Annotated in this window: 26 protein-coding genes and 1 tRNA gene; 18 read left to right on the top strand and 9 right to left on the bottom strand. The window is 59.8% G+C overall.

All coding sequences use genetic code 11. The features are described 5' to 3' along the window. Positions 1–49: 49 nt before the first annotated feature. The gene (rlmB, locus tag ACIX9_RS15965; RefSeq protein WP_013581525.1) at positions 50–841 is read left to right on the top strand and encodes a 23S rRNA (guanosine(2251)-2'-O)-methyltransferase RlmB; all 792 of its coding nucleotides are present in this window, start codon (positions 50–52) and stop codon (positions 839–841) included. Continuing rightward, positions 838–2,772 (top strand): M1 aminopeptidase family protein, encoded by a 1,935-nt coding sequence (locus ACIX9_RS15960; protein WP_013581524.1) that lies wholly within the window; start codon positions 838–840, stop codon positions 2,770–2,772. Before rlmB ends, ACIX9_RS15960 begins: the two co-directional genes overlap by 4 nt. A 106-nt stretch (positions 2,773–2,878) precedes the next feature. On the opposite strand, the gene ACIX9_RS15955 is transcribed toward ACIX9_RS15960, so the two are convergent. The 7 genes from ACIX9_RS15955 to ACIX9_RS15925 all read right to left on the bottom strand — a co-directional run bounded on the left by ACIX9_RS15955 (position 2,879) and on the right by ACIX9_RS15925 (position 10,711). After that, complete coding sequence (locus ACIX9_RS15955) at positions 2,879–4,549, bottom strand: AsmA family protein (protein WP_013581523.1); 1,671 nt, start codon at positions 4,547–4,549, stop codon at positions 2,879–2,881. A 168-nt stretch (positions 4,550–4,717) separates the two neighbouring features. Further along, positions 4,718–5,542: a signal peptidase I gene (gene lepB / locus ACIX9_RS15950; protein ID WP_013581522.1), complete on the bottom strand. Its 825-nt coding sequence runs from the start codon at positions 5,540–5,542 to the stop codon at positions 4,718–4,720. Between the two features lie 204 nt (positions 5,543–5,746). Next, positions 5,747–6,598: a signal peptidase I gene (lepB, locus tag ACIX9_RS15945; protein ID WP_013581521.1), complete on the bottom strand. Its 852-nt coding sequence runs from the start codon at positions 6,596–6,598 to the stop codon at positions 5,747–5,749. Beyond that, the gene (gene rnc, locus ACIX9_RS15940; protein WP_013581520.1) at positions 6,591–7,397 is read right to left on the bottom strand and encodes a ribonuclease III; all 807 of its coding nucleotides are present in this window, start codon (positions 7,395–7,397) and stop codon (positions 6,591–6,593) included. The genes lepB (ACIX9_RS15945) and rnc overlap by 8 nt, the downstream gene beginning before the upstream one ends. Positions 7,398–7,483: 86 nt before the next feature. After that, complete coding sequence (locus ACIX9_RS15935; protein WP_157477615.1) at positions 7,484–9,256, bottom strand: hypothetical protein; 1,773 nt, start codon at positions 9,254–9,256, stop codon at positions 7,484–7,486. 103 nt (positions 9,257–9,359) lie between these two features. Further along, positions 9,360–10,043 carry an anti-sigma factor family protein gene (locus tag ACIX9_RS15930; RefSeq protein ID WP_013581518.1) on the bottom strand — a complete coding sequence of 228 codons (684 nt, stop codon included), beginning with the start codon at positions 10,041–10,043 and terminating at the stop codon, positions 9,360–9,362. Then, a complete protein-coding gene (locus tag ACIX9_RS15925) occupies positions 10,040–10,711 on the bottom strand; it encodes an RNA polymerase sigma factor (RefSeq protein ID WP_013581517.1) in 672 nt (223 codons plus the stop codon). Before ACIX9_RS15925 ends, ACIX9_RS15930 begins: the two co-directional genes overlap by 4 nt. 206 nt (positions 10,712–10,917) lie before the next feature. Here ACIX9_RS15925 and ACIX9_RS15920 point away from each other — a divergent pair. Beyond that, positions 10,918–10,993, top strand: a tRNA-Ala gene (locus tag ACIX9_RS15920). Between the two features lie 16 nt (positions 10,994–11,009). Here ACIX9_RS15920 and ACIX9_RS15915 read toward each other — a convergent pair. Next, a complete protein-coding gene (locus ACIX9_RS15915) occupies positions 11,010–12,323 on the bottom strand; it encodes a site-specific integrase (protein ID WP_013581516.1) in 1,314 nt (437 codons plus the stop codon). Positions 12,324–12,464: 141 nt separating this feature from the next. After that, a complete protein-coding gene (locus tag ACIX9_RS15910; RefSeq protein WP_157477613.1) occupies positions 12,465–12,770 on the bottom strand; it encodes a helix-turn-helix transcriptional regulator in 306 nt (101 codons plus the stop codon). Positions 12,771–13,060: 290 nt separating this feature from the next. Here ACIX9_RS15910 and ACIX9_RS15905 point away from each other — a divergent pair, with 290 nt between their 5' ends. From ACIX9_RS15905 to ACIX9_RS15835, 15 genes are all read left to right on the top strand, one after another. Beyond that, positions 13,061–14,014 (top strand): LysR family transcriptional regulator, encoded by a 954-nt coding sequence (locus ACIX9_RS15905; RefSeq protein WP_013581515.1) that lies wholly within the window; start codon positions 13,061–13,063, stop codon positions 14,012–14,014. Between the two features lie 115 nt (positions 14,015–14,129). Beyond that, positions 14,130–14,495 carry a hypothetical protein gene (locus tag ACIX9_RS15900; RefSeq protein WP_013581514.1) on the top strand — a complete coding sequence of 122 codons (366 nt, stop codon included), beginning with the start codon at positions 14,130–14,132 and terminating at the stop codon, positions 14,493–14,495. 14 nt (positions 14,496–14,509) lie between these two features. Further along, positions 14,510–14,773 (top strand): VirB3 family type IV secretion system protein, encoded by a 264-nt coding sequence (locus ACIX9_RS15895; RefSeq protein WP_013581513.1) that lies wholly within the window; start codon positions 14,510–14,512, stop codon positions 14,771–14,773. Beyond that, entirely contained in the window at positions 14,754–17,120 is a 2,367-nt protein-coding gene (locus ACIX9_RS15890; RefSeq protein ID WP_013581512.1) for a VirB4 family type IV secretion system protein, read from the top strand. The genes ACIX9_RS15895 and ACIX9_RS15890 overlap by 20 nt, the downstream gene beginning before the upstream one ends. Positions 17,121–17,139: 19 nt before the next feature. Next, positions 17,140–17,973: a TrbG/VirB9 family P-type conjugative transfer protein gene (locus ACIX9_RS15885; RefSeq protein ID WP_013581511.1), complete on the top strand. Its 834-nt coding sequence runs from the start codon at positions 17,140–17,142 to the stop codon at positions 17,971–17,973. 2 nt (positions 17,974–17,975) lie between these two features. After that, positions 17,976–19,250 (top strand): TrbI/VirB10 family protein, encoded by a 1,275-nt coding sequence (locus tag ACIX9_RS15880; RefSeq protein WP_013581510.1) that lies wholly within the window; start codon positions 17,976–17,978, stop codon positions 19,248–19,250. 14 nt (positions 19,251–19,264) lie between these two features. After that, on the top strand, positions 19,265–19,468 hold the full coding sequence (locus ACIX9_RS15875; RefSeq protein ID WP_013581509.1) for a hypothetical protein: 204 nt from the start codon (positions 19,265–19,267) through the stop codon (positions 19,466–19,468). Between the two features lie 22 nt (positions 19,469–19,490). Next, a complete protein-coding gene (locus tag ACIX9_RS15870) occupies positions 19,491–20,276 on the top strand; it encodes a hypothetical protein (RefSeq protein ID WP_013581508.1) in 786 nt (261 codons plus the stop codon). Positions 20,277–20,285: 9 nt separating this feature from the next. Then, the gene (locus tag ACIX9_RS15865; RefSeq protein WP_013581507.1) at positions 20,286–20,492 is read left to right on the top strand and encodes a hypothetical protein; all 207 of its coding nucleotides are present in this window, start codon (positions 20,286–20,288) and stop codon (positions 20,490–20,492) included. 18 nt (positions 20,493–20,510) lie between these two features. Then, positions 20,511–21,428 carry a type IV secretion system protein gene (locus tag ACIX9_RS15860; protein WP_013581506.1) on the top strand — a complete coding sequence of 306 codons (918 nt, stop codon included), beginning with the start codon at positions 20,511–20,513 and terminating at the stop codon, positions 21,426–21,428. A 164-nt stretch (positions 21,429–21,592) separates the two neighbouring features. Further along, entirely contained in the window at positions 21,593–22,399 is an 807-nt protein-coding gene (locus ACIX9_RS15855; protein WP_013581504.1) for a VirB8/TrbF family protein, read from the top strand. Next, complete coding sequence (locus ACIX9_RS15850) at positions 22,396–23,364, top strand: CpaF family protein (RefSeq protein ID WP_013581503.1); 969 nt, start codon at positions 22,396–22,398, stop codon at positions 23,362–23,364. Before ACIX9_RS15855 ends, ACIX9_RS15850 begins: the two co-directional genes overlap by 4 nt. A 532-nt stretch (positions 23,365–23,896) precedes the next feature. Next, positions 23,897–24,271: a single-stranded DNA-binding protein gene (locus ACIX9_RS15845; RefSeq protein WP_013581502.1), complete on the top strand. Its 375-nt coding sequence runs from the start codon at positions 23,897–23,899 to the stop codon at positions 24,269–24,271. A 101-nt stretch (positions 24,272–24,372) separates the two neighbouring features. Continuing rightward, positions 24,373–25,320, top strand: coding sequence for a RepB family DNA primase (locus ACIX9_RS15840; RefSeq protein WP_013581501.1), 948 nt, complete (start codon positions 24,373–24,375; stop codon positions 25,318–25,320). A gap of 23 nt (positions 25,321–25,343) precedes the next feature. After that, positions 25,344–25,670, top strand: coding sequence for a hypothetical protein (locus ACIX9_RS15835; RefSeq protein WP_013581500.1), 327 nt, complete (start codon positions 25,344–25,346; stop codon positions 25,668–25,670). The last annotated feature ends 109 nt before the right edge of the window (positions 25,671–25,779 follow it).

Genomic DNA, 25,779 nt, shown 5'->3' with positions numbered 1-25,779 from the left:
AGCGGTGGATCGAAGATCGTCTTTTATTCTAGGCGGTAAACTATGAGTTATGGAAGTTCTTTATGGTCTGCACCCAGTGGAGGAGGCGATTCGCTCCGGCGGGCGGCGGCTTGAATACGTACTTATCTCCCGTGATCGCCGCGATAAGGGGGACGATCGGCTGACGAAGCTGGTTGAACTCTGCAAGTTGGCAGGCGTCCGCGTGTCTATCGAGCCGAAGGATCAACTGACGCGTGTGGCGGGAACGGATGCGCATCAGGGAGCGGTCGCGGCGGTTCGGGAGCGGCAGTTTCTCGCGATCGAGGATTTGCTTGCAGCCAAAGGCAACTTCGATAAGCGCTTTTTTCTCGCGCTCGATGGAGTGGAAGACCCGCATAATCTCGGGGCTTTGCTGCGGTCTGCGGATGGAGCCGGGGTGGATGGCGTAGTGCTACCGGACCGGCGATCCGCGCCGCTCTCAGGCGTCGTGGCGAAGACCAGCGCAGGTGCGAGCGAGCATGTGAAGATTGCGCGTGTGACAAACCTCGTACGGTCGCTGGAGCAGATGAAGAGGGCGAATATATGGGTGCTGGGACTCGATGAGCGTGGGACGCCCGATTACACAGCCTTCGATTTCAATAGCGATTGTGTCCTGGTGCTTGGGTCTGAGGGTACTGGACTGCACGATCTGACGAAGAAGACGTGCGACCACCTGCTAAGGATTCCCATGGCGGGTAGCGTGTCCTCGTTGAATGTGTCGGTGGCGGGGGCGGTCGTGATGTATGAGGCTCTGCGGCAGCGGAGTCAGCCTTTGCCTTCCGCGCTTAAGCCGGTGAAGCCGCGCAAGGGGCTAGGCTCTTGAGCCGGTACTCGCTCCCCGTACTGACTGCGCTTCTTGCCGGACAGATGCTCGTTGCTCAGGATGTACCGGCTGCCCCGCAGGTTCCCCAGGGGAAGGTGCTGTTTTCGACTGATCATCCGCCTAACGAACAACAACCGGCTATCTCCAGTTCCAGTGGAATTCCGCTGCCCGGACCGCCAGACTCTCTGCCGAAGGTTGCAGTGACGGATCTCGAGAGGAGCGGAGTTGTCATTGATTCCTACGATCTAGATCTCCATCTCATTCCTGCCGATGCGCGGGAGGAGATGCACGCGACGCTGGTGATTCGTAACAGTTCGGCTACTTCGATTTCACGCATTCCGCTTCAGGTATCGAGTACATTCCGGTGGCAGGGGGTGTCACTGGTTGGGACCGGGCTGAAGCCAGTTGCGTTTACGCAGTCGCCAATCGCGACCGATGCCGACCACACCGGCTATGCCCAGGAGGCGATCGTCACTCTGCCGGAGCCGCTTGCTCCGGGTGCTACGGTGACGCTGTCTGTCTTCTACCTGGGTGAGGTTCGTCAGTCGGCTGCACGGTTGGAGATTCTGGGGACGCCGACGGATCGGGCGGACCACGCGGAGTGGGATGAAATTGCGCAGACCGACGATGATTCGGCTACTGCGCTGCGTGGGTTTGGGAACGTGATCTGGTATCCGGTGGCGGCGCCGACTGCGGTGCTGGGGGATGGGAACAAGCTGTTTGAGGTGATCGGCCACCAAAGGGTGCAAGACTTGACCGCGAAGATCCGGCTGAATTTGACGGTGGAGTATGTGGGAGATCCGCCAGTGGGGGTGGTGTTCGATGGGGAACTGCAGCCTCTTGCCGCTACGGTCGACGACAAGGATGAACTGGTGGGGAACGCACATGGACTGGCTACGGCTGAGTTTCCGGTACGGCCGATCGGCTTCCGGATCCCCAGCCTTTTCCTGACGGCGCAGCAGCCAAGTGTGACGGATGGGCAGATGCTTTCGGTGATTACGCCTCATACGGAGACGATTCAGCCTTACGCGGAGGCTGCGGCGAAGGTGCAGCCGATGCTGGTGGACTGGTTTGGGGCTACTCCGATTGAGCCGCTGATTTTGCTGGACCACCCGGGGGAGCCCTATGAGGATCATGCGCTGGTGGTTGGGCAGCTTGCGGGGGATGCTCAAGCCGATGACATTGCGCCGACGCTGGTGGGAGGGCTGAGCCATGCGTGGTTCCACTCGAGCCATCCCTGGATCAGCGAAGGGCTTGCTCAATTTATGAGTCTGCTGTGGATCGAGCGGACTGCGGGGCGGCAGGCAGCGATGGGCGCGTTGGCCCATGAGGCAAATCTGATTGCGCTTTCGGAGCCAGACTTTAGTTTGGCGGTGCCGGGTGGGGGGGAGGCGCTGACGGAGGCGTCGTCCGAGGTGTATTACCGGTCCAAGGCGGCGGCCGTCTGGTGGCAGTTGCGGGACATTCTGGGGGAGGATGTGCTGCGGCAGGGGTTGGCGGCTTACCGTAAATCGGTGGCGCTGAACGCCTCGTTCGATAGCGATCCGAAGGCGATGCAGAAGACTTTGGAGAAGGTGTCGCATCGGGAGTTGGGGTGGTTCTTTGACGATTGGGTTTACCGGGACCGGGGGCTACCTGACCTGGCGGTGGTGGCGGTAAACCCTCGGCTGCTGCCTGCGAGGCCGGGGAAGAACTCCGGGTATCTGGTGGCGGTGGAGGTGCGGAACGATGGGGATGCGGTGGCGGAGGTGCCGGTGACGGTCCATTCCGGCCGGCTGACGTCTACGGAGCGGCTGCGGATTCCGGGGCATGGGACGGCGTCTACGCGCATCCTGTTCGAGGACACGCCGGAGACGCTTCAGGTGAACGATGGTAGTACGCCGGAATTGCGGACCTCAGTTCATAATCGGGATATCCAAATTACGCACTAAGGGCCCCCACCCTCCCCCTAAAAGAGTGCAAAGTCTTCATTTAATTGAGGTTAGGTCTGGACTGGCTCTTGTAAAGTCTTCAAAACAGGGGACTTGAGCTCACCTGTTAACGCCGGCGAATTCGACCGTGCGGAGCGGGATGAACTGCGGCGGTCGACCAGGTCTGGGGTTGGCCCCAGGTGCGGTTGGAGAGGAGATCGACGCGGATGGGAGCGGGCGGCAGAGGGGTGGGTAGGAGGGCTTCGAGGCCGTCCCCGACTTGGGGGAGAGCCTTGGCCAGTTGAAGCAGGCGGCTGGAAAGGACGGTTCCGGAGAGGTGCAGGGTGTAGCCGGCTTCGTCGAGCTTGAGGTCAAGGCTGGCGGGTTCGCGGCTGGCGGGTGCCAAAGCGAGAGGAATGGGGGCCAGCGTGAGCTGATTTCCCGTGAGGGTGCCGGTGAGGTCCTGATCGAGGAGCGGCTTGTTGTCGCCTAGGTCCAGGGTGGCGTGGGTGATGGTGAAGTTTGGAGCGGCGGGGAGCTTCTCGTGCAGCGGGGTGGGCTGGGCGGTGTAGACGTAGGTACCGGAGATGCCTCCCGCTACCTTCAGGGTGGGGGAGACACGGTTGCTGGCGACGCGGAGGGCATCCAGGAGGCTGGCGGCGGGAATGTCCTTGAAGGTGGCGGTGGCCTGAGCGGTCTGGAGGTTGCGGAGGTCGGGTAGCTCGCCGGTGACCATGAGGCCTCCGTCCGAGGTGCCTGAGGGCCAGGCGCAGCGAACGTTGTGAAATGCGTGGAAGACATCTCCTACACGGGCCTTGCAGGTGAGCTCGGCGTCCAGCGTGTGTTCCGGGACGAAGTCTGCACGGCGGACGCGCTGCAGGGTGAGATGGGTGTCCAGGTTGTTGCTGCCGACGGTTCCGGTAACGGCGGCGGTAAGGTTCATTTCGCCGCGGAGGCCGGCGTCACGGCCCATGAGGACCCAGCTTACGGCTCCGAGCGGGGCTGTCTCCCAGTCGGCATGGAGATCGACAGGGACGGCGGCGAGCGTGGAGGCGCGGCCGAGGGTGCCTTCTACGCGGAGGATGCCGGTGTCGGTGGGTGGGGCGTCAGTACGGACGAAGTGGGTTTTGAGGCGGAGGTGCCACTCGTTGGGCTCAGGGAGGAAGAGGGCGAAGTCGGCCTCGGTGAGCGAGATGGGCATCTTTTCCAGGCCCATTTTGAGGTTGACGCGTGCTCCTGTGGCCTCAATGTACGGGAAGCGGGGGGCTGTGCCGGCTTTCTTCTGCGCGGTGGGCGCAGCGGGCATGCGGGAGGCCTGGAGGAGGATGGATTCGAGGTTCCAGCGGCCGTCCGGGAGGTGGACGAGATTGACGCTGGGGGAATCGAGCGCGATGCGGGAGAACTCGACGCGGCGACGCCAGAGGGAGCTGACGCGAAGGTTGGCGCGGACCTCGTTGGCCTGGAGGACGGGTTCGGCACCGAAAGCGGGATCTTCACTGATGACGAAGTTTTCCAGCGTGAAGCTGGGGAGGGGCAGGAGGTTGAGGGAGACGGAGTCAATGTGGACAGGGCGTCCGAGGCTGGTGCTGATGCTGGTGACGATCTGGCGCTTGTAACGATTGACGTTGAGGAGTGGGGGCAGAAGGGCCAGGAGGACGAGGACGGCGAGGACCAGAACGACTGCGATGGCTCGGCGATGGGTGATGGCGTGGAAGGGCGGAGGGCCGAAGTCGTCGTCTCCGCCGGTGTCGCTGAGGTGGTCTAGGTGGGGGTCGTTGATGGGGGTTTGTTCGTTCATCTGGGCGATACTTGGCGGTGTTGCGAGAGCGCTCTGCGTTCGCGGCGCGTTGGAGAGAGGTACCCCAGAGGCTAGGCCCAATTCATGGGTGGGTGAAAATGCCAAGGCTAAAGCCTTGGCTTACCGGAGGCAAGAACAAAAACCAGGAATGGGCACGCCCGTCGTGGATTACTTGATGAGGTGGAGGGTGCGCTTCCAGCGGGTTTTATCGAAGAAGTGGAGGGCGGTGTGGCCGAGGGAGCCGATGCGGGTGCCCATGCCGGCTTCCTGCTCCATTTCATCTGAATTGGCTTCAAAGGACCAATAGTTGAAGAGGGGGCGGCCGAGGATGTTTTCACGGGGGACGAAGCCCCAGAAACGGCCGTCGAGCGAGTGGGTGCGGTTGTCGCCCATAGCGAAGACCTTGCCGGGAGGGACGACGAGATCGCCGTTCTGAATGTGGGAGGCGAGGTCTTCGTTCCAGACCTCTGTGGAGCCGGCGGGTGCGCCGTTGGCGGGGAAGTCGTCGCGGGCGGGCTGGTAGGCGTCGTCTGCATCACCGTCCGAGCGAACCTTGGCGGCGGTGGGTTCGTCCTGAGCTACGCCGTTGAGGTAGACGGTGCCGTGCTGGAGATGGATGTGGTCGCCAGGGATACCGATGGCGCGTTTGACCAGGACCATGTCCGGGGTCTCGGGATTGGGCTTGAGGAAGACGATGACGTCGCCGCGGCGGATATCGCGGTAGTGGACGAAGGGCGCCCATCTGGTCTCCGGCGCGAAGGTGACGCGGTCCACGAGGACGTGATCGCCAACGAGGAGGGTCTTTTCCATGGAGCCGGAGGGGATGACGAAGTTCTGGGCGATGAAGGTCATGACGAAGAGACCGACGACGAGAACGGTGGCGATGGAGGCGATGGCCTCTGCGAGGTTTTCCTTGCGGATCTCGGGCTCGGCTTCGTTCTGGGCGGCGAGGGGCTCGAGTGCCGGGTCGTTAGTGGTTTCTACAGTCTGCATCTGCCGTCTCCAGAGGGCGTTTGGGTTCGCTTTGTCAGTGTACCGCTATGGACGGCTGAGATTGTGCCCGGGTTGGGGAAAGACTGAGTTGATCAAGATTGATAAAAGCGATCAAGACTGATTTATAGACGCGGCGAGTTGAACTTTGTGGAAACCCACGTCCCAGAATCGGGACATGGGGCACCCAGTTTGCTGGTGGTGGAGTTAATGGACTACTTGGAAGGTTCGGTCCCAGCGGGCGAGGTGGGAGAGGGTGGTCAGGAGGCCGGACCTGGCGGTTGGGTCGGCGGGGCGAGTGTCTGGGTCGGCGTCCGGATCTGTGTTTGGGTCGGGCTGCTTCCAGGAAAAGTAGATGATGAAGGGTTTGCCGACGATGTCGGCGCGGGGGACGAAGCCCCAGTAGCGGGAGTCCTCGCTGTTGTTGCGGTTGTCGCCCATGACGAAGTAGCTGGCGGGGGGGACGGTGATCTCGCCGCCGTGGATGAGGGTGCGGAGGCGAATCCACCAGTCTGGGTTGACGTTGGTGTCCATGGCGGTGAGGAGGGGGAAGTTATCGCGGAAGACGTCGGATGGGGCGGGGCGGTGGACGGCGTAGGGCTCACGGAGGGGGTGGCCGTTGAGGAAGACGATGCCGTTGCGGAGGTGGAGGCGATCGCCGGGGAGGGCGATGATGCGCTTGACGAGATGGACGGAGGGGTCGTCGACGGGATCGTGAAAGACGACGATGTCGCCGCGGTTGAGGCTGGTGGGCGGCAGGAAGGGAAGGTCCGCGTCGGAGCTGGCGGTGGACTGCTTGTTGAGGAGGAGGAAATCGCCGACGAGGAGGGTGGGCTCCATGGAGCCGGAGGGGATGCGGATGGGCTGGACGGTGAAGGTGATGAGGAAGAGGGCAACGACGAGGACGTAAAGGAGCGACTGGATGGCGGGGAGGGTGCCGACGGGATGATGGTGGTGATGGTCCTGGTGGTGCGGGGTTTCGGGCCGGGGCAGAGGGCGCGGGAGGCGGTCTGGATCGTCCGGGAAGACGGGGGCGGGGCGGCGCTGGAGTTCAGGCATGGGCAGCCGTCTTTCTGCCTGCGAGCGCGGCGACGGCGAGGCGGGCGGCCTCCTGCTGAGCCTGCTTTTTTGTGGGTCCTTCGGCCTGCGCGATGGCTTCAGAGTCTGGACCTTCGATCAGGACCTCTACGCTGAAGAGGCGTTTGTGGTCGGGGCCGGATTCAGCGATGAGGCGGTATTCCGGTCGTCCAAGGCCTTCAGCCTGAAGCATCTCCTGGAGGGCGGACTTGTGGTCGCCTACGGCTCCGGCGAAGCGCTCGCCTTCACCGAGGGACTGCTCGAGTGCGGGGATGGCGGGGGAGACGATCTCGTCTTCTACGAAGCGGCGTGCGACTTCCAGGCCTCCGTCGAGGTAAAGGGCGGCGATGAGGGCCTCGACGGCGTTGGCGAAGAGGGCTGCGTTGCGGCGGCCATCGTTTTTTTCTGCCGTGTGGCCAAGGCGCAGCCAGCGGCCGAGGTCAAGGCGGGTGCCGACCTCTCCGAGATGCTTGCGGCTGACGATGGAGGCGCGGAGGCGGGTGAGTTCACCCTCACGGGAGGCGGGGAAGCGGCGGCAGAGGGATTCTGCGGCGAGGAGGCCGAGGGCGGCGTCGCCGACGAACTCAAGCTGCTCGTTGTCGCGGGCGGGGTCTGCGAGGTCGTTTTCGGGCGCAGTCTGGCCGGAGTCGTAGACGAAGGAACGATGCGTGAGGGCGAGGGTGAGGAGGTTGGGGCGGGCGAAGCGATGGCCGAGAAGAGTCTCGAGGTCTCGGGAGGAGGCGGTGGGGGGTGCTTCGGGTTGGGATTTCCGCCGTTTCATCGCGCTCCTGGATTATTTAGAGACATGATCCCACTTTACCGGCTGGAGCGGTGGAGGGTTTCGTGTTGTGAGATGCGGCGTTAACTCTAATGGGGCTTTGCGGGGGGATCTGGCTCGTCCGGCTTGTAGGCGTCTTTTTCAGCTTTGCCGGTGGGATCGACGGGTTCTTCTTCGGTGTGGGTGGTTTTGGGGACGATGAAGGCGGTCTTGAGGCCGGCCTGGGCGGCGGCGCGGGCATCGGGCTGAACGCCGGGGACGTTGGTGGCGGCTTTGTACTCGGCGATGGCTTCCGTGCGCTCGGGCGGGGTCTTGATGTCGAGGAGACGGCCTAGGTAGATGTGAGCCCAGGCGAGGGTGCGTGGGTTTTTGGAGGTGGCCAGGACGTCCTTGAGACCGGCGAGGGAGGTTTCGGGGTCGCCCTCCATGAGCTCGACGCGGGCTACGACAAACTCGGCTTCGGCGTGGTCCTGCTTGGGGTCGGTCAGGGCTTTCTGGGCCAGGTCTCGTGCGCCGTCGAGGTCACCCTTCATCATGAGCTCTTCCGCGAGCATCATGCCGGTGGGCTGGGGGCGGACGCGGCGGACAAACTCACCGGAGCCCTCGGGGAGGAAGGCGATCTGCTCGTCGTGATGCTGCTCACGGCCTACGTCCATGCCGTAGACCATCTCGCCCATCTCTTCCTTGAGGCTGGCGGAGTCGTGCTCGCGCTGGGCCATCTGGCCGTAGAAGTAGTCGGTGAGAACCCAGCCCTGACGCATGTCGAGATCGACCTGGCGGCGGCGGACCTGCTCGGCCTGGCGCTCGTAGACGCCGAGGGCGGCGTTGTACTGGACCTCTTCGGCGCGGACGTTGCGGGTCTTGGGCTTGGCGGGTGGGGTGAAGCCGGTGTCCATGGTGCGGGCTTCGATGGCCTTGATGAGGCACTCAGTGAGGAGGGCGACGATGTCCGATTTGTAGATGAACTCGAGTGGCGCGGCCTGGACGGGCTTGAGGAGCGGGGTGAGGCGCTGCATGGAGGAGGCGCTGGAGTAGACGAGGGGCTCGATGGCGTAGTGGAGGTAGAGGTGGCGGACCTGCTCGAGGCGGATGTTGCCGGCGGTGTCCGGGGAGGTGACGATGTCGTAGTCGGTGGCGTAGATGCGGGCGTTGGGGGCGCTGGGGGCGAGCATGGGCTCGACGAGAACCTGGAAGGTGCGGCCGTCGTAGGTGCTGACGGGGACGCGGATGTAGATGTTGGCGTCGAGGATGATGCGGGTGAGGGGATCGTGGACGCGGGCGGTGATGGCCTCGTACTCCGGGCGGTGCTTGATCCAGATGGAGTGGAGTGCGGTGTCCTCTGCAAAGGTGCGAAGGAGCGGGAGGACGTTGACGACTTGAAGGGCGTCTGGGGGCATGTCAAGCTGGTCCGCGGTGGGGGCGAGAGCGGGCGGCGGTGAGAGATAGAGGCCGAGCGAGACGTACTGGGCGACCTGGCGGCCGAAGTCGTTGAGCTGGTGCTCTGACATGTAGTTGCAGAGGGCCTGGCGGCTTTTGGCGGCGGCGGGAGAGGCCTGGATGGCGGCTTCGACGTCGGCACGGATCTCGATGCGGACGGGGTTGGAGTTGGCGAGGTCGTCGTCGTAGCCGCAGGCGTTGAGGCCGGTGGCGACGGTGAAGAGAGCTTCGTTGGTCTCGAGCGTGACGGCAGCGCCGGCGGCTTCGGCGCGGCGGGTCCGGGCGGCAGAGGACGAGGACGGCTGCTGCTGAGTCTGCTGGCGGATCTCGCTGTTACTGGAGGAGGAAGAGCCCTGAGCGAAGGCAGAGAGAGGGGCGAGGAAGACGGCGGTACAGAGCGTGAGGATGTGTCGCGTGGTTGGCAAGTAAAAGACCCGTGTGGAAGCCATCAATGCGTTCGACGCTCCCCAGCAAGGATAAGAGAGCGGAGCAGAAGGCGCAAACGGCTTGGAGTGAGTTGGTTGCGGATCAGCCGCGGACGGAGACGCCGGCGAAGGTGATCAGGACTCGGCCGCGGACGGGCTCGCCGAAGACGCGAGCGGGCTCGTAGACCTGGACCATGAGCTGATCGCGGATCTGGGCGAGGGTGACGAGATCCTGCGGGCCGGAGAGGATGGCGTAGTCGTAGACGCGGCCATCGGAGTTGATCTTTGCCTCAATGACAATAGGGGCGTCCTGCCCGGTGACGACTGGCTGAGGGAGAACGGCCGAGTAAAGGTAGTGGGGTGAGCTTAGGGCGCCTAGGGGTTCGTCGTTGGCCTGGACGGCCTGCGGAGCGGCGACGACGCCGATCAGGCCGGCGATGCCGCCGACCAGGACGACGGTGCAGGCGATGCCGGCTGTGACCTGCAGGAGCGCGGGGCGGAAGGCGTTGGACCAGCGCAGGGAGATTCCGTCCCACCAGTTGCCTTGGCGGCGTGCGTTTTCATGGGAGATGGCGACGCGCAGGCGGACGCCGAGATCTTCAGGAGCCTTGGCGGTGCCCACGGCGGAGAGTACACCCTGCATGCCGCGCCAGGCTTCGAATTCAGCGTGGCAGGAGGTGCAGGTTTCCAGGTGCGAGGCCATTGCCTGCATCTCGCGACCGTTGACCGCTCCATCCAGATAGCCCGAAAACATCTCTTTGGCCTGTGTGCAATCGAACGGCGTCATTTGGTCCTCTCTGCAAGGACGCGGCCCAAGCCGTCCTGGACCAGGATTTCTTTGAGTGCGGAGCGTCCGCGGGTGAGGCGGCTCTTTACCGTGCCGGCGGGAACTTCAAGGATCTCCGCAATCTCGTCATAGGAGAAGCCTTCCATCTCTCGCAGGACAACGACCGTGCGGAAGGCCTCCGGAAGTTTGCGGAGGGACTCTTCCACGCGGGCACGAAGCTGCGTGTTGACGGCCTGCTCGTAGGGCGAGCCGGCCTGATCGGCGAGGGTGGCGCTGAGGCAAAGGCCTTCGTCGAGATCTTCCTGGGAGCCGGAGGTCAAGGGAGCGTCAATGGTCAGCTCCTGCTTTTTATGGCGGGACCACCAGCGACGCTGGTTGGAGGCCTCATGCAGGGCGATGCGGTAGAGCCAGGTGCGGAGGCTGGCTTCACCATTGAAGGTGCGGATGCTGCGGAAGACCTTGATGAAGACTTCCTGGGTGATGTCGGCTGCGTCTGCTGGATCTTTGAGGCTGCGGGCGATGAGCGAGTAAAGCGGCTGCCCGTACTGGGCGATCAGAACGCCGAACGCCTCTTCAGAGCCTGACTTCAGGGCAGCGACCAGCGCTGCGTCCTCGGTCCTGACTCCTACTGCGCTCGCGAGATGATTCACCAGTGTGCCCGCCTGCATATCGGGTGCCCTTTACCTTATCTGTCGTGAAGACAACGTGCAACTGCGAACGGGCGAGACCGGAAAACTGGGGAAACTGCGCCGCCGGCGGCTGAGTGCTCGCTCACTCATGAAGACTTAGACACCGGGGAGCATCACGATGTTCCCCAAGTTGTAGAGGCTTAACATTGACGTAAAGTGGCCTGGTCCCGCAGAATAGAGGAAGTGGGCCTGTGGCGCAGCTGGGAGCGCGCTTCCATGGCATGGAAGAGGTCATCGGTTCGATCCCGATCAGGTCCACCAAACAACCCCTTATAAATCAAGCATATGCCGGGAGGCGTTCAGTCCCTCCTCTCAGTGACTTTGTGTCATTTTGTGTCACGCGCGTTGCAGGATTGCGCCGACCGTGTACGGCACCACCGGCCTTGGCCGGTTTTTTCCGCTTCAAACCCACGGTCCCACGCAATTCTTCATTGATCGAATTGATGGTGGACTGTACGCTTTCCGGAATCTCCTGCATATAGACATCGGTTGTTGTAGCCGTCCGTGAGTGACGCAGCACGCCTTGGACATCCTTCACCGTGCCTTTCTTCTGGGCCAGTGTCGCGATCGTTCTGCGAATGACCTGGAAGGTGAGCTTCGGCAAATTGAGGTCACGCGCAAGCTTGTGGAGCACTCGCTTGCGGTAGTTGCCGGTATCCATAAAGCCACCGTCTCGGTTCGCGAAGATGAACTCTTCAGGCGAAAGGTTTCGTGACTTTCTTTCCCCTTTCGCAAACTCATCCCTCGCTTGCTGTTCGCACTCCAGACGCCATGTCTCAAGGTCGTCAGCAAGCTCTTGCGGCAGGTGAATGACCGAGAGACTCTTCTTCGTCTTTCCCCAATCACGGATCTTGCCTTTGTAGACAGTCTCCGCAATGGTGAGCGTCGTTGCCGGATAGTCGAAACGCTTCCAGCGGAACGCAAATAGTTCGCTTGGGCGAAGTGCGTTCGTCATGTCGAGCTCAAGTATCAAACGATCCCTTAGCTTCAACTTCGAGAGCGCCAAGCGCAATTGATCCCAAGTCAACGTTGTCGTATCCGTGGGACGTAGTTGCGCCGGTACCTTGACCTTGCGTGCAGGGTCCTTCACAAGGAAGTCTTGATCGACTGCCTCAGCGAAGATGTCCCGGAGATAAGCACGCATTTGCAAGACGCGATCCTTGGAGCAGGTTGCGGCCAGCTTGTTGAGGTGAAGTTGCAAGCTGAACTTGTCGAAGTTGGCCAGCGGGATTTCGCCGAGAGGATCGACGAGGTCGAGCTGGATAAGGAGCTTCTTTGTTTCGGCTGTGTCTGGTTTCCAGACGGCCTCTTTGAGGGGGATGAACCGATTCGTCACGAACCAACCGAAGGTCACGGTACCGTCGTTCATGATTCGAGTTGGGGAACCGGTCTGGCCCAGTTGTTTTGTTATTTCGCGTTCCAGCGCGTGACGGGCTTCCGTCTTGTTCATCCTGGATTTCAGCCCGAGATTGACTGGAATACGAACGGACTTCTGCTCATTTGTGGCAGGATCGTTCACTACCTTGCGGTAATACCCGTACCACTGCTTGCCGCGAGTTGTGACATAACCACGTTGGTTGGTTACAGCCATGCTTTCCTCTTTTTTTGTGGCGGGAAAGAACAGGGCCTATCCTCATTTTATCGCCGCGTTCCGCGGGGATAAAGAGAATAGGCCTACCAATTCGCCACTCTGCAAGTTCATTGGCCGCGCCAGAGAGAATGCCTCCAGGCACTAACCTGTGCGCCTACGCATCGCACTCAAACGCTCGCGCTCGTCGATGAAGGCCTCGATGCCGCTATGCCGATAACGCAGCGTTCCATCGCCCATCCGAATCACCGGAAGGTATGGCTTCTTGCGAGAGGAGTGATCCCAAACCCAGTCCGTGCTCACGTGCAGACGCCCCGCCACTTCCTCCGCGGTAAGAAGAGGATCTGGATCGGTAGCGCGTGTAGGAGGTTTCCGTTCGGTGCGGCTCGACGGCGGCACCTCGAAGAGTTGATGTTGATCGTCTGCGGTCGACTGTTTCAGTAATGGCATCTCGGCCCCCATCGCTTGGTGTTTGGGTGAACGACGTGCGTTCTGTGACACCAGAGTGACGCGGCCTCTCGCTTGCGTCCAATACTTCTTGGTTATAGCGAATCGACGAAAAGTTATAGCGTGCCGAGGTCTTCCGAGCGAGAAACCCTTTTCGCTTGACTTGGTCACGCCCGCGTGACTTATTGACAGAGTTGGCTCACTTACAAAACTATGAATTTACTGACGCGTTTTGCACAGCTGCAGTTCTGGTTTTGGAAGCTCTTTTATCCCCAATCGGAGTGGTGCGGGCCATGTCTGAATCCGTTGAGCTTAGACACTTGAAGTACATCGTCGCCGTCGCTGAAACAGGCAACTTTACGCGAGCCGCACAGCGGCTCTATGTCTCCCAGCCTGCACTCAGCAAACAGATCAAGGACATCGAGGAGGAGATCGGCTTCCAGATCTTCCTGAGAACTCCAGACGGAGTATTCCCGACTCCAGTTGGACAGATGATCGTTGACTACGCTGTCGCCACTCTCTACGGACACAACTATGTTTTCAGAATGGCGAAGGAGATTTATCTCGGGAACGTACCCAATCTCAGAGTGGGCTTCTCTTCCTTCGTCAACGCCCGTCATCTCCACACTTTTCGGACCAGCTACGCACGCCATTTTCCAAAGTGCGTCCTTCAGCTTTCAGGCGGCGACACGGTGAACATCTTGCAGCGTGTCGAACGTGGAGATTTAGATTGTGCGATCTTGAATCTCCCAGTCGTCGGGTCGCACTGGCAGGTCGTCCCGCTAGCGAGTTCGCCTATCGTCGTATGTATGCGCACGGATGATCCGCTCACAGAAAAGAGTATTGTGACCGTCTCAGATCTCTCCGAGAGACTGACTGTCTTTCGCGATCCAGAGGGGCATCCCTCGGCGCACGCAAGGCTGACCCAGATGCTTACTGAAGCAGGGATTGCGCTTCATATTTCTTGCTCAGCCGCTACGCCGCACGACATCCAACTGCTCGTGCGCGATGGTTTTGGCCTAGCTCTGGTGAGCGAAGACACTCTTTTGGAATCGGACATAACAACGCGTCGAATCGCTGGGGTTTCGTGGACTTGTGACACCGCATTTGTCTATCAACCTGCTGCTGTGCATCCAGCGCTATCGTTCGTCGAGAAGTTCATTGTCGGTACTGGCAAGAGGCTTCTCAGGAAAGAAGTAATGTCTGAGCGTCCTCAGCTCTCTTTGAGCTTCGATCGCTCTGCCTAGTCGTCCGCTATAGCTAGAAGGAATAGCGATTCGAGCAATAGGTATTGGACTCTTCGAGAAGTCAGACTTAGCCTCCGATTCATGACGGCGAACGATAAGCCGTTCGGAGGGTTCGATGCCAATCTCAATCCAGCGTCAGTTCGCCCACCACAGGCCAACTCTGACACGTTTCAACAACCTTGTCCTTCGGGCACTGCGCTCAGCAGCGCCCTTCTTCCTCACGCTCTTCGTCGTAAGCGCCGCGCACGCACAAGGGACGATGGATTTCTCTGGGGCTCAAACGCTCATGGGGACGTTCAAGACCTTTGCGATGTACGCGGGTGCAGTGATCTGTCTTGGAGGTCTGATCTTCGCCGGTATCCGGATGATGAGCGGACGCTTTCAGGACGCTATCCCAGGACTCTTCGGTGCGCTATTCGGTGCCGGAGTACTCGGTTGGGGCGCCGGCTGGATTGGCTCTCTAACCGGACAGTCGATGTAGGAGGTGCATCGACTATGGCTCGCCGTGGAGAACCGTCACCAATCAACCAGGCGCTGAATCGGCCCCGAGCCAAGCTCGGATTGGACCTCTCAGCATGGATGGCGATCGTATTCGTCTGCGTGACGGTTTTCCTCGTCGGATTTCGACTCCTCGCCATGCTCGCGTTTCCAACGCTCGCAGTCTGCGCATGGCTGATTGTGCGCAAGCACCCGAAGATGTTCCAACTGTGGGGCCTGAGCCTCAACCAGAAGAGCTATTATGACCCGCGCAAAGACTGAACAACTTCAATCTGTTCCGTGGTTCGCGAAGGCGGGAGCCGCCTGCAGCATCTTGCCGCTCTCGCGTTTCGTCAGCGATCACATCTTCGCGATCAAGAGCGGAGGCTATGGCTGCCTGTTTGAGCTCACGGGGATGGACGAGGAGTGCCTTACCAATCAGGAACTTGATTCGCACCTGCGCACGATCGAAGGCGCACTTCGTTCCATGCCTGAAGGTGCGTGCCTCTATCAATACAGCCGGGTGATGTCGGGCTTCGTGATTCCGAAACAGGAAGAGTACCCGCACCTGATGACGCACGTTATGGTCAACGAGCGCATTCGATTCCTCGAACAGGAAGCGGGCTTCCGCCGAATGGACCTGCACTGGTGCCTCACCATTGAGCCGTCGAAGAGCCAGGGGTTCGAGCGAACACCCAAGCAACAGGAGTTCGCCACCACGCGAATGCTGGTCGAATTGGAGAAGACCGCGACACTGCTCGCCGGGAATCTCAGCAGCCTGCTCGGCCTGAAGCTGGTTACGAAGCAGGCTACATTTCAGTTCTTCAGCTATCTCTTCAATCTTGAAGACTGGGCGGAGCAAGACGTTCTTCGCGCCGACGAAGGGCTGGATCGTCAGATCGTCAAGAGCCCGGTGCATTGGGAGAGCGACCATCTGCGTATCGGCAAGCGATTTGTGCAGATGTTCTCGCTGAAGACAACACCGGAAGCGTCGCGTCCATGCCTGTTCTCCGATGTTGCGAAGCTCGATTGCGACAGCATCCTTTGCACGACGTGGCGACCCAAGTCCACGACGGCTGCACGTGGCGAAATCGACCGACAAGAGAAGTTCATTGAGTTCTTCAAAGTCGGCGTGCTGACTCGCGTTATGAGTGGCCGCGACGTTGCTTCGCTTGATCGCGGTGCGGGAGCCAAGGCAGCCAGCACACAAGTCGATGATCTCGGTGAGGTGATTAGGTCTCTCGATAAGAAGGCGCAGGGCGAGTATTCGCTTCGGCTGCTGGTCGCAGCACGGACGCGGAATGACCTGCTCGCCATCGCACCAGCCGTACACCGCGTCTTCGTCGAGTCGCGCTCGCAGGTCATGGAAGAGACGCTGGGCAATCTCTCCGCGTTCTATGCCATGTTCCCCGGCAATGCGAAGTTCAATGTCTTCCCGATGTGGCTGGCAGAAGACCACAACGCCCGCCTTGCATCGGTCTTCGCACCGAGTCTCGGCCATCCCCACTCGGAAGATCTCGACAAAGAATACCTCAACGTCTTTGAAACCCGCACGGGCACGCCATTCTTCCAGGATGCCTACGTCGATGGTGTCCGGGTGCAACTCATCATCGGGCCTACGGGCAGTGGCAAGTCGGTTCACGGCAACATGGCTATCGCGCACGAGCAGAAGTACAACGGCTTCACCTACATCTTTGACATCGGTGGCAGCTACGAAAGCGTGGTCGAGTTGTACGGCGGCAGGGTGGACAAGGTTGGAAAAGATGGACCGCGCGTCAACCCTTTCACGTTGGAGCCGACCGAAAGCAACATCCAGTTCTTGTACAGCTTCGTGAAGTTGCTGTTAGTGAACGGTGGAGCGGAGCTTGAGCCGGAGGACGACGATGTGATCCACAAGGCGGTGCAGGATATGTACCTGCTCGATGCCTGCAATCGCCGTCTCTCGAATCTTTATCTGCCGAAGCAGCTTGGCCGCTATCTGGCGAAGTGGATTGGTCGTGGCGTCTACGCCAACATCTTCGACAACGTCGAAGATGGCCTCTCGCTCTCACGCATTCAGTGTTTTGACTTCCAAGGGATCAACCAGCACTACGGCGATCTGATCGAGCCGCTGATGGTCTATCTGCTTCGCCGGATCAACGATGTGCTCTTCAACCCTGCCAATCTTGGCGTGCCGAAGCACATCCTGATCGAAGAGCTGTTCTCCAGCATGAAGAACAAGCAGCTTCTTGATGCTGCTCTCGCGTCCATCAAGACCGTCCGCAAGAACCTCGGCGGCGTGACGATGATCGGCCAGACCGCCGAAGACCTCGGTGCGAATGCCGATTCCATCGTCAATTCCTGCACCTCGTTCCTCTTCCTCAAAGATGCGACGTTCAACCGGAAGCGTTATGCCGAGCTGTTCAAGATGAATGAGCAGCAGCTCGCTCTCTTCGAGAGCTTGCAGGATCGCGAAGGTCTGTACATGAGGCGTGACGGCTTGACCAAGGTCATCCGCCTGAATCTCGACAAGCGTAGTTACGCCACGTTCTCCACCAAACCGAAGGATCGGGTACGCCGGTCCAAACTCATCGCCAAATACGGTCTTGCCGAGGGCATCGCTCGCTTTGCCCAGGGCGAGGTCGAGTAACCGCAGAAAGGACATTGCCGTGAAACCTCCTATCCCTCTTCTCGTCTCGACAGGTCTGTTGTTGGCCACAGTTCCGCTGCGGGCTGCTACGACCCCGCATCCGCTCCTTCCCAATGCTCCGAAGACCGTGACGGTTTCGGAGTCGCAGACTCCGCCAGTCATCCGGGCTGGTCTGCTCCAGTCCACACTGATCGTGTTGCCTGCCGAGGAGAAGGTCGCCAACGTCTTCGCCGGAGACACGGTCGATTGGGTGTTCGATGGCGGCCACGTTGCTTCCCGCTTCGTCAGCGTGAAGCCGAAGGTGGCGAACGGAACGACGGATGTCCACGTCGTCAGCGACCACGGCAACGAATACACGCTCCAGTTGCGCGAGGTGTCGAACGACGATGATCCGCACTTCGATTCCAAGGTGCTGATCGAGCCGACTGACAAGCCCGCCAAAGACAAGCTCGTCGAGCTGCCGGTCTTCGTACCCGCAGCGGAACTGGATAAGGCCAAGCAGGACGCTGCGGCTGCCAAGGCTGCACAGCTTGCGGAACTCAAAGCCGAAGAGACGAAGTCCGAGCAGTATCGGAGCCAATACCCCAGCTCACTCCACTTCGACTTCGCCTGGGATGAAAAGAAAGGCAAAGAGCTTGGCCTGCAACAGATCTGGCATGACGACAAGTTCACCTACCTGCGCGGGCAGTTTCAGGAAACTCCGGCCCTGTACGAGGTCAAGGAAGGTAAACCGTCGCTCATCAACTTTGACTTTGCGAACGGACTCTACACCGTTCCGAAGCAGTTGGAGAATGGCTATCTCGAAATCGGTAAGCAGAAGGTGGAGTTCCACCGGAACGGTGGAGGTCACTAGCCATGATGGAACCGAACGAAACGAAGTCCGTTGCTACCGTCCCTGAGCAGCCAGAGGCCAAGACTCCTCTGCGTAAGAGTATGCCCGTCGTGGTCGCTCTGGTTGTCATCGTGGGTCTGATCGGTATCGCGAACGTCTCCAGTCTCATGAGCGGCAACAAGAAGGTCGCGCCCCAGAGTGCGCTCACCATGAGCCCCACCACTCCCAACGCCCAGCAGGTGTCGAGCTTCGAGACGCAGCAGCAGAACCAGGCGAAGCACGATGCGGAGGAGTTGCAACGCCAGCAGGCACTCGCCAAAGCGATGCAAGAACTCCAGCAGGAGCAGTCCGTGCCCGGCCCTGAGTCGGCAGGAACTCCTCCGATGACGGCGGCACAACGGGAGCAGATATACGGCAGTAGTCCCAACGCGCCGCAGCAGACTTCGAATATGTCCGAAGCGCAGGCCGAGGCCAAGCAGAAACGACTTGCCGTTCAGAAGCAGGCACAGGACGCGCAGAATAGTGACACGGTCGCCATCGACTTCTCTCATGAGGGCGCATCTCCTCTGACAGCCGTCAAGGCCGCCGGCCTTCAGGCTACGGACAAGGAGTCCGGGGAGGAAATCGCGGGTAAGCCGCAGTCGAAAGAAGCTGCATCGACTGCGCCGGCGAAGAGTGATCCCATGTCGTCGTACAGCTTCGACCAGTACGACGGGGAGCTCTATCGCATCTTCGAAGGCACAGTTCTCGAAGGAGTCGTCACCAACCACATCGACGGTGGCCTCTCCGGCCCTATCCTCGTGATGCTGACGACGGACTACTACTCGCACGATCATCAGCAGTTGCTCATGCCCCAGGGCACGCGCCTGATCGGCTCCGTGCAAGCTGTCGGCAATGCCCAGCAGCGGAAGATGTTCGTAACCTTCCACCGTGCCGTTTGCCCGGATGGTTTCTCACTCGACTTCGACAAGTATGTCGGTCTTGACCAGATCGGTACGACAGGCCTTGCGACCAGGGTCGATCACGGCTACCTGATGGCTTTTGGCGCGGCGGCAGCTATCGGTGGACTCGGTGGCCTGGCACAGATTGGGAACAACGCCAGCATTCTCACGCCGTCGGCACAAATCCGTGAGGGTATCTCCGAGCAGTCAGCAGCCGAAGGCGAGCAGGTACTCAACCACTTCCTGAACCGTCTGCCGGTCATCACGCTGAAGGAAGGATCGCGTGCCCGTGTCTATATTGGCCGCGACATCCTGATTCCGTCTTACGCGGAACATCGCGTCAATCCCACGCTGTAGCGAAAGGAGGAGTCATGAAGCTCGCCCGCTCGTACCAACTGCTCGCCGTTGGAATTGCAGTGTGCCTGGGAGGAACGCTGTTCGTCGGCATGGGTGGCGCATCTTCACTGGCACGAGCAGGCGAGGCCTCGCTTGAGTTTGTCGGTAACCTCATCGAAAGCGGTCACGAACTGGCTCTTTCGGAACGCCTCGATCCGACGTATCCACACTGCTTCTGACAACCCACGATTTGGAGTGATTATGAAGATCCAACTCAAACATCCGCGCAGATGGCTCATCGGAGGAGCTCTCCTCCTGCTGACAGCTACTCCGAGCTTCGCGCTCTTCGGCATCGGTGACATCGTCTTTGACCCGACCAGCTACGCCAGTCTCGTCTCCCAACTGACGACGATCGAATCCCAGTACAAGATGCTCCAGAACAACATCGAGCACTTCAGCCTGAAGCAGCAGTGGCAAACCACGCTGACTGCGCTCAAAAACGTGAACGTCGCCAATATGTTTGGCGAGACGAATGGCATGACGGTCGCGTTCAACACCAATTCGTCGTCCGCATCGACGACGGCATGGAAGACAGCTACGACGCCGGTCAGCTCCAACGTCACAACCTACTTCTCCGGCCAGACTGTGGGAAGTCCGCAGATGTCGCAGCTTGCCATGGTTGAGATGTCCGACTCTATCTCGCCGGATTGCATCACGGCGGTTGGCGCATACCGCGCCGCCCGCACGCAGAATACAACAGCGAACAGCAGCCTGATGGCGAACCAGCTTGATGGCACCAGTACAACGAACAGCGAGGTCCAGCAGTTGAATCTGCTGAATGCTGCCGAAGCTCAGAAGATGAGCGAGATGCAGAACCAAGGCGCGATGCAGGCTTGCCTCGCGTCGCAGATGGCGGTTCAGAACATGGAGCGCCGGAACGCGGCTGCTACCGACCTCAATACCGCTGCCTTCGTCCAGCAGCAGCGCTCCACCAACGATGTGAGTGCCAGTAACGAAAGCAACACATGGCAGACCTATCTGCCGTAATGGAGACTCATGCTGAAACTCCTGAACACGAAGTTCCTCCTTGCAATCCTTGCGGCGCTGGCGGTGATCGCTGGCGCTGCGATCTACCAACGCCGTGAAGCGGAAAGGCGAAAACAGGCTGACATCGAGTTTCGTCAGCGTGTGGAAGCCGCTAAGAAGAAGCACAACGCCGCCGCCGGCAATGAAGGCAAGACCTGGACCACCTATATCCCCTAAACCAACCGGGAGATCACTATGAGCGTCGCCGTCCTCGCACAAGCATTACCGACCGCAAGTTCGGGTATGAACTGGCTCTACCAGTTCACGAATAACCTTACTAATCTGACCACGCAGAACGGCGGCGCATTAACGCAATTAGGCATCACGGAACTGAGTGCCATCGCATTCTTCCAGCTTGTCAGCATGGTGGTGAACTGGAATACGAGTGCGATGACGCTTCGCTTCCATACGCACCAGGTTCGCGCGGGGGACATGACGAACTTCCTCATGAAGCTGATTATCTGCAGCCTGCTTATCAACTACTGGGTGACCCCGTTCCCCGGAGCCAGCTTCGGGATCAATCATTTCTTTTCGTACATCGCTCAGGCGATGGTTGCCGCATTCGATCAGAACTCGCTCGACCAGTTGCTTCAGCTTCTCAAGACGGCTGGTGATGGCACGGCGATGCCGTCCTTCACCGCGCCGGTTCAGATCCTCTGCTATGTACTCGTCCAGATCATGCTTGGACTCGCATCGGCCATCCTGTTCGTTATCAATTGCAGTGCGTTCATCCTGTACGGCGTGACCGCGTTATTCGGTCCCGTCTTCGTACCGCTCCTCATGACGCAAACCTTTCGTGCGAAATTCTTTCACTTCCTCGATGTCCTCATCAGCTTCGCCATGATTCGAGCAGTGGCCGCCGCCTTCATCTACGTTTGGGCTGGGTTCATGAACGGCTTCCTGCAGCAGACCTTCAATGGCAACTATTCGATGGAAATGTGGATCGCGAATCTTATCCCTTGCTTGATGGTTTTCGTCGCGTTCATCATCAATATGTTGTTCATTCCGAGTATGACGCAGGCCATCTTTGGCGGAGCTGCTGGCATGGCTGACGGTGTAGTCAAAGTTGGCGGGACCATAGCGTCAATCGCGAAGGTAGCCGGAGGAGCGTGACCACATGTTGAGATTCGTACTTGATGTTCTTCTACTTCGGAATTTGATCCAGTCCCGCACTGCAAGGATGTTGTTTCTAATCTTCATCCTTGGTGCGCTGGTTGCCGGATGTATCTATGCCTTCGTCGTGTTTCAAGCCATCTCGGAAAGGAGCAACAGCTCTCATGTCAGCACATACCGCCCACATTGAATCGTCGCTTACGCCGGAGCAGGCATTACTCACTGACCGCATCGGCAACGAGGTCTATTCGTCTCACTACGCGGAGCGCAAAACGTACCGCTTCATCATCGGCTGCGGAGCCGTCCTTCTCTGCGGATCGATGTGGTTGAACCTCTCGCTCGCACATCGCCCTGTTGCGAATCGATATGTGCGTATTGATGAGATGGGCCGTGCGCAGGCGATCCAATACAGCGACCTGAATTACAGCCCGCGAGAGGGCGAAGTCCGCACCTATCTGACCGATTGGGCCAACTACCGCTTCACCATCAGTCGTGACCTGATTGCGAAGAAGTATCCGCTGAACTACTACTTCCTGTCGCAGCCCCTAGCGGCGCAGCTCATGGGCTCGGACAACCAGAGCCATCTGGTTTCTCAGGTCACGAGCGGGCAGGTCGAATCGAGTGACGTGCAAGTGCGGAATGTCACGATCACATCTATGTCGGAGGAGACCGTCCAGGGCGCGCGTGTGGACCGCGGAACGGCGCTCATCACGCTGGACAAGATCTACTCAGAGCACACATCCCACGAGCCGCGAACGGAACATTGGCTGCTGTCCGCGACCTACTACCTGAACCCGAAGCAGGTCAGCGACCAGGCGAAGATTTTTCCGCAGTATGAGTTCGTCAACCCGCTAGGATTGACCATTACCGAGTTCCACGAAAACCGTGTCTCGGTCGACATCCAGGCTCCCGGCACAACCGCTGCGAATCCCAACGCGATTGTGCAGCGGACAACAGGAGGGGCGCGATGAGCTTTCAGCTCATACTTCCGTTCTTTCCTGAGGAGCTTCGTGCTCTTTTGTTGGACCCGTCGATCTCGGACTTGATGATCAATGGGACGACGGGAGTGTTCGCGGATCGGGCTGGAGTGGTCGAGCACATCCCGCTCGCTTCGGAATACACGAACGATCGCCTGCAAGCGGCCATCGAGCGTGTTGCCCGCATCCTGGGGCAGGACCTCACAAGCCAGAATCCCATTCTTAACACGCGCTTGCCTGATGGCTCTCGCGTGGCTGTAGTTGGTTCGCCTTCGTCCATCAACGGCCCCACCCTTACCGTCCGCAAATTCAACCGCTGGTACACCACCGATGAGTTGGTTCAAGCTGGCAGCTTTCCATCCATTGTGCGTGATGATGTCGTGAACCTCATCCTCAAGCGGAAGAACGGCATCATCAGCGGCGGAACCGGTTCCGGCAAGTCCACGTTGATGAAGGCGCTACTCGACCATGTACCAATGTACGAACGTCTCGTAGTCATCGAGCAACCGGCGGAGTTGAAGGTGGCTCATCCCAATGCCGTTCGATGGGAGGCCGTCGCGGCGATTCCAGGCCAAGTCGCCATCTCTCCGAGCCAGCTCGTAGCCGCTGCTCTTCGCCATCGTCCTGACCGCATCATCATGGGCGAGATTCGGGATGAATCGGGCTATGACTTGCTGCAAGCCATGAACACCGGCCACGGCGGGACGATGGCGACTCTCCATGCAGATTCGGCCGTGGATGCCCTCGACAGGCTTGCAGACATGGCGCTGAGCGCCAGGACGAATTTGGACCAGACATTCGTCAGGTCACAGACCGGAAGAGCGGTCGACTTCGTTCTACATTGCGAGCGCGATCACAAGGGCCGCCGCCGCGTCCGGGAGCTGATTACCGTCTCCGGATACAGTCACGCCGAACAGCGTTTCCTGACGGAGGACATCTATCGTGCTGCCGACGCCTAGCGCAAAGACTTCCAGCTAGAGAACCAAACCCGAATCCGAGGTCACTCCAATGGTCTTTCAAGCGGCTCATGCAGCTGCACAGCCCAACTCGTTTCCAAAAGCGCCCAGCGTGGCATTCCGGGCTTGCCGGACGCAGCGGTATGGGTGCTCAATGCCGTCCCCGAAGGCGCTCCGTGCCATGGAGATGTCGGCTGGCATAGTGGGCATTCTGCGCGCCGGGAATCGGTTGAGTGACTTGGGTGCATTGGAGTTCCTTCCGTCCCGTATCCCGTCCTCTGCTCGGGTTCACGCTTCGGGGCCAAACCGGCGCCCTGCGGCTCGGCGTCGTTCTGCTTCGACTGCGTCGCCCCGGCGGGGTCTCGGTTCCTCCCAAAAGAAGTTTGAAAGCCGCAGCAAAGAACGCTGCTCAAACTTCTTTCGGGCCCCGCCAAGAAAGCACTCCTTGGCACTTGGGAGCCGGGCCCACTCGCTCGCTTCGCGAAGGGTGACCCGAGCAGCTTACGGGAATAAACACGAAACGGAGATCACCACCATGTACTCAAACAAAGTCACCCTCATCGGATTCCTCGGCAACGACGCAGAAGTTCGCACCAACAACGATCGCAGCCTCACCACTCTCTCGCTGGCAACCAAGAGCTCCTACAAGAAGGACGGCAAGTACATCGAGCACACCGAATGGCACCGTTGCGTTGTCTTCGGCAAGCTCGGAGAGTTTGCCGCCACGCTCAAGAAAGGCGCACACATCCTCGTAGAAGGCGAACTGCGCAGCCGCAAGTACGAGAGCACGAAGACCAACTCGGAGCAGACCACCTGGGAGATCCGGGTGGACTCGATTCTCAAGCTGGATCGCGCGGCCAAGGCCGCCGTGGAAGACAGCGAAGAAACCCTCGAGGAAGAGGCCGCATAGGCCCTTCCTCTTTTCCGGGAAGTCCGGCATCGAGCCGGACTTCTTCGGCTGCTAAAGCCCTTGTGATCGCACTCGCAATGAACTGACTGGAGGTGAAGCCCATGAACGAAGTCGCCAAAGACTTTCTCGTCCGTTGCTTCGCTCCGGACTCGACCATTGCTCTCCTGCTTCGCACGGAGAGCCCCGCAAAGACGCAGCAGCGTGTCGTCACGCTGGAGCAAGCACTCGGGCCTCGTTACCTTAGCTGGCTCGCTCATGAGAACCATGCAGGAGCCAACGTCTATGTCGCTGCCAATCCGCTTCGCTGTGGCAGTCGCCGCCGCACGAAGGAAAGCATCGATTCCGTCCGTCATCTGTATCTCGATATCGACGAAGACGGCGACGCCCGTCTTGCTGCGCTGCGGGCGTCGGATTCGGTGCCTCCGGCCACCGCTGTTCTTTCTACATCCCCACATAAGCACCAGGCCCTATGGCGCGTAGATGGGTTCAACTTCGAGCAGCAGGAAGCTGCTCTCAAGCAGCTCGCCATTGCCTTCGGCGGCGATCCTGCTTGTACCGACTGCAACCGGGTGCTTCGTATCCCCGGCTTTCTCAATCGGAAGTATTCTCCCGCTCACTGCGTGACGGTCGAATACGGCTCAGAGGCTATCTTGTCATCCGCAGACTTTCGTCTGCCAGATGTTCCCGCTGTGACCTCGCTCTCGCTTCGCAGTACCGCTCGGTCAGCCGCTTCGCATAAGGACACTCGTTCAGAGCAGGATTGGGCATGGATCAGCGCCCAGATTGCTCAGGGTAAGGACGCCGGCAAACTGACACACGAGCTGGCTTCGCGACGCCCGGACAAGCCCAATCCTCTTTACTACGCACAACGCACCGTGGACATGGCTTCTGCCCGCCAGTGGTTCCTTAAAGGTGCTCCTCTCGACGACGTAATCACGATGCTCTGTGATCGTCGTTGTTTCGAACTTCCTGCCGCGCTTTGCTCTGCTCGCACGCGGGAGATTGCGACCACTGCGCAACGCATGGCCGCACGTCACAACGTCGCCTAACTTCAACCACCAAGGAGAACGCAATGCCACTACTCGAAGTCGTACAAACCCGCCAGATCAGCGCTTCGGTTCGACTCACTGATTCCACCGCAACCCAGGTCGATCAATATGCCGCCTTCATCCGCGCTTCGGCGGACGATGTCGTCGAACAAGCACTCGCGTATGTGTTTTCTAAAGACCGCGACTTCCAGGATTTTCTGAAGACGCCTGATGCGCGGAAAATCACGCCCACTCTCCGCATCCGTAAACCGGCGGCCAATGAGGTAGCGGAAGCCGCTGGAAAGAAGCAGCCTTCCGCGGCCTCTTTGCCAGCACAAGCACCTGCATCTTTGGCGGGATCGAAGGCATGATCCCGCAGTTACATCTTTGGCAGAGCCACAACGGTGCTGCGCACCGGAACAAGATTGACACTCCATCCCTTCCAGGGTTTCGTAAACCGCGCAACAGCGAGCCTGTAGG

It is taken from the genome of Granulicella tundricola MP5ACTX9 (genome assembly GCF_000178975.2).
In the GTDB taxonomy this organism is placed as follows: domain Bacteria; phylum Acidobacteriota; class Terriglobia; order Terriglobales; family Acidobacteriaceae; genus Edaphobacter; species Edaphobacter tundricola.
Note: the sequence above shows the minus strand (reverse complement) of the source record. Positions and strands in the feature narration are given on the sequence as shown.

What these genes read in the sequence shown, in the direction of transcription:
- ACIX9_RS15925 (WP_013581517.1), bottom strand. Translation starts at nt 10,711, where the DNA reads ATGCAGGCGGGCACACTGGTGAATCATCTCGCGAGCGCAGTAGGAGTC.
- ACIX9_RS15840 (WP_013581501.1), top strand. Translation starts at nt 24,373, where the DNA reads ATGAACGAAGTCGCCAAAGACTTTCTCGTCCGTTGCTTCGCTCCGGAC.
- ACIX9_RS15860 (WP_013581506.1), top strand. Translation starts at nt 20,511, where the DNA reads ATGAGCGTCGCCGTCCTCGCACAAGCATTACCGACCGCAAGTTCGGGT.
- lepB (WP_013581522.1), bottom strand. Translation starts at nt 5,542, where the DNA reads ATGCAGACTGTAGAAACCACTAACGACCCGGCACTCGAGCCCCTCGCC.
- ACIX9_RS15865 (WP_013581507.1), top strand. Translation starts at nt 20,286, where the DNA reads ATGCTGAAACTCCTGAACACGAAGTTCCTCCTTGCAATCCTTGCGGCG.
- ACIX9_RS15930 (WP_013581518.1), bottom strand. Translation starts at nt 10,043, where the DNA reads ATGACGCCGTTCGATTGCACACAGGCCAAAGAGATGTTTTCGGGCTAT.
- ACIX9_RS15880 (WP_013581510.1), top strand. Translation starts at nt 17,976, where the DNA reads ATGATGGAACCGAACGAAACGAAGTCCGTTGCTACCGTCCCTGAGCAG.
- ACIX9_RS15900 (WP_013581514.1), top strand. Translation starts at nt 14,130, where the DNA reads ATGCCAATCTCAATCCAGCGTCAGTTCGCCCACCACAGGCCAACTCTG.
- ACIX9_RS15905 (WP_013581515.1), top strand. Translation starts at nt 13,061, where the DNA reads ATGTCTGAATCCGTTGAGCTTAGACACTTGAAGTACATCGTCGCCGTC.
- ACIX9_RS15955 (WP_013581523.1), bottom strand. Translation starts at nt 4,549, where the DNA reads ATGAACGAACAAACCCCCATCAACGACCCCCACCTAGACCACCTCAGC.
- rnc (WP_013581520.1), bottom strand. Translation starts at nt 7,397, where the DNA reads ATGAAACGGCGGAAATCCCAACCCGAAGCACCCCCCACCGCCTCCTCC.
- ACIX9_RS15835 (WP_013581500.1), top strand. Translation starts at nt 25,344, where the DNA reads ATGCCACTACTCGAAGTCGTACAAACCCGCCAGATCAGCGCTTCGGTT.
- ACIX9_RS15895 (WP_013581513.1), top strand. Translation starts at nt 14,510, where the DNA reads ATGGCTCGCCGTGGAGAACCGTCACCAATCAACCAGGCGCTGAATCGG.
- ACIX9_RS15875 (WP_013581509.1), top strand. Translation starts at nt 19,265, where the DNA reads ATGAAGCTCGCCCGCTCGTACCAACTGCTCGCCGTTGGAATTGCAGTG.
- ACIX9_RS15855 (WP_013581504.1), top strand. Translation starts at nt 21,593, where the DNA reads ATGTCAGCACATACCGCCCACATTGAATCGTCGCTTACGCCGGAGCAG.
- ACIX9_RS15850 (WP_013581503.1), top strand. Translation starts at nt 22,396, where the DNA reads ATGAGCTTTCAGCTCATACTTCCGTTCTTTCCTGAGGAGCTTCGTGCT.
- rlmB (WP_013581525.1), top strand. Translation starts at nt 50, where the DNA reads ATGGAAGTTCTTTATGGTCTGCACCCAGTGGAGGAGGCGATTCGCTCC.
- ACIX9_RS15910 (WP_157477613.1), bottom strand. Translation starts at nt 12,770, where the DNA reads ATGCCATTACTGAAACAGTCGACCGCAGACGATCAACATCAACTCTTC.
- ACIX9_RS15845 (WP_013581502.1), top strand. Translation starts at nt 23,897, where the DNA reads ATGTACTCAAACAAAGTCACCCTCATCGGATTCCTCGGCAACGACGCA.
- ACIX9_RS15890 (WP_013581512.1), top strand. Translation starts at nt 14,754, where the DNA reads ATGACCCGCGCAAAGACTGAACAACTTCAATCTGTTCCGTGGTTCGCG.
- ACIX9_RS15915 (WP_013581516.1), bottom strand. Translation starts at nt 12,323, where the DNA reads ATGGCTGTAACCAACCAACGTGGTTATGTCACAACTCGCGGCAAGCAG.
- ACIX9_RS15870 (WP_013581508.1), top strand. Translation starts at nt 19,491, where the DNA reads ATGAAGATCCAACTCAAACATCCGCGCAGATGGCTCATCGGAGGAGCT.
- lepB (WP_013581521.1), bottom strand. Translation starts at nt 6,598, where the DNA reads ATGCCTGAACTCCAGCGCCGCCCCGCCCCCGTCTTCCCGGACGATCCA.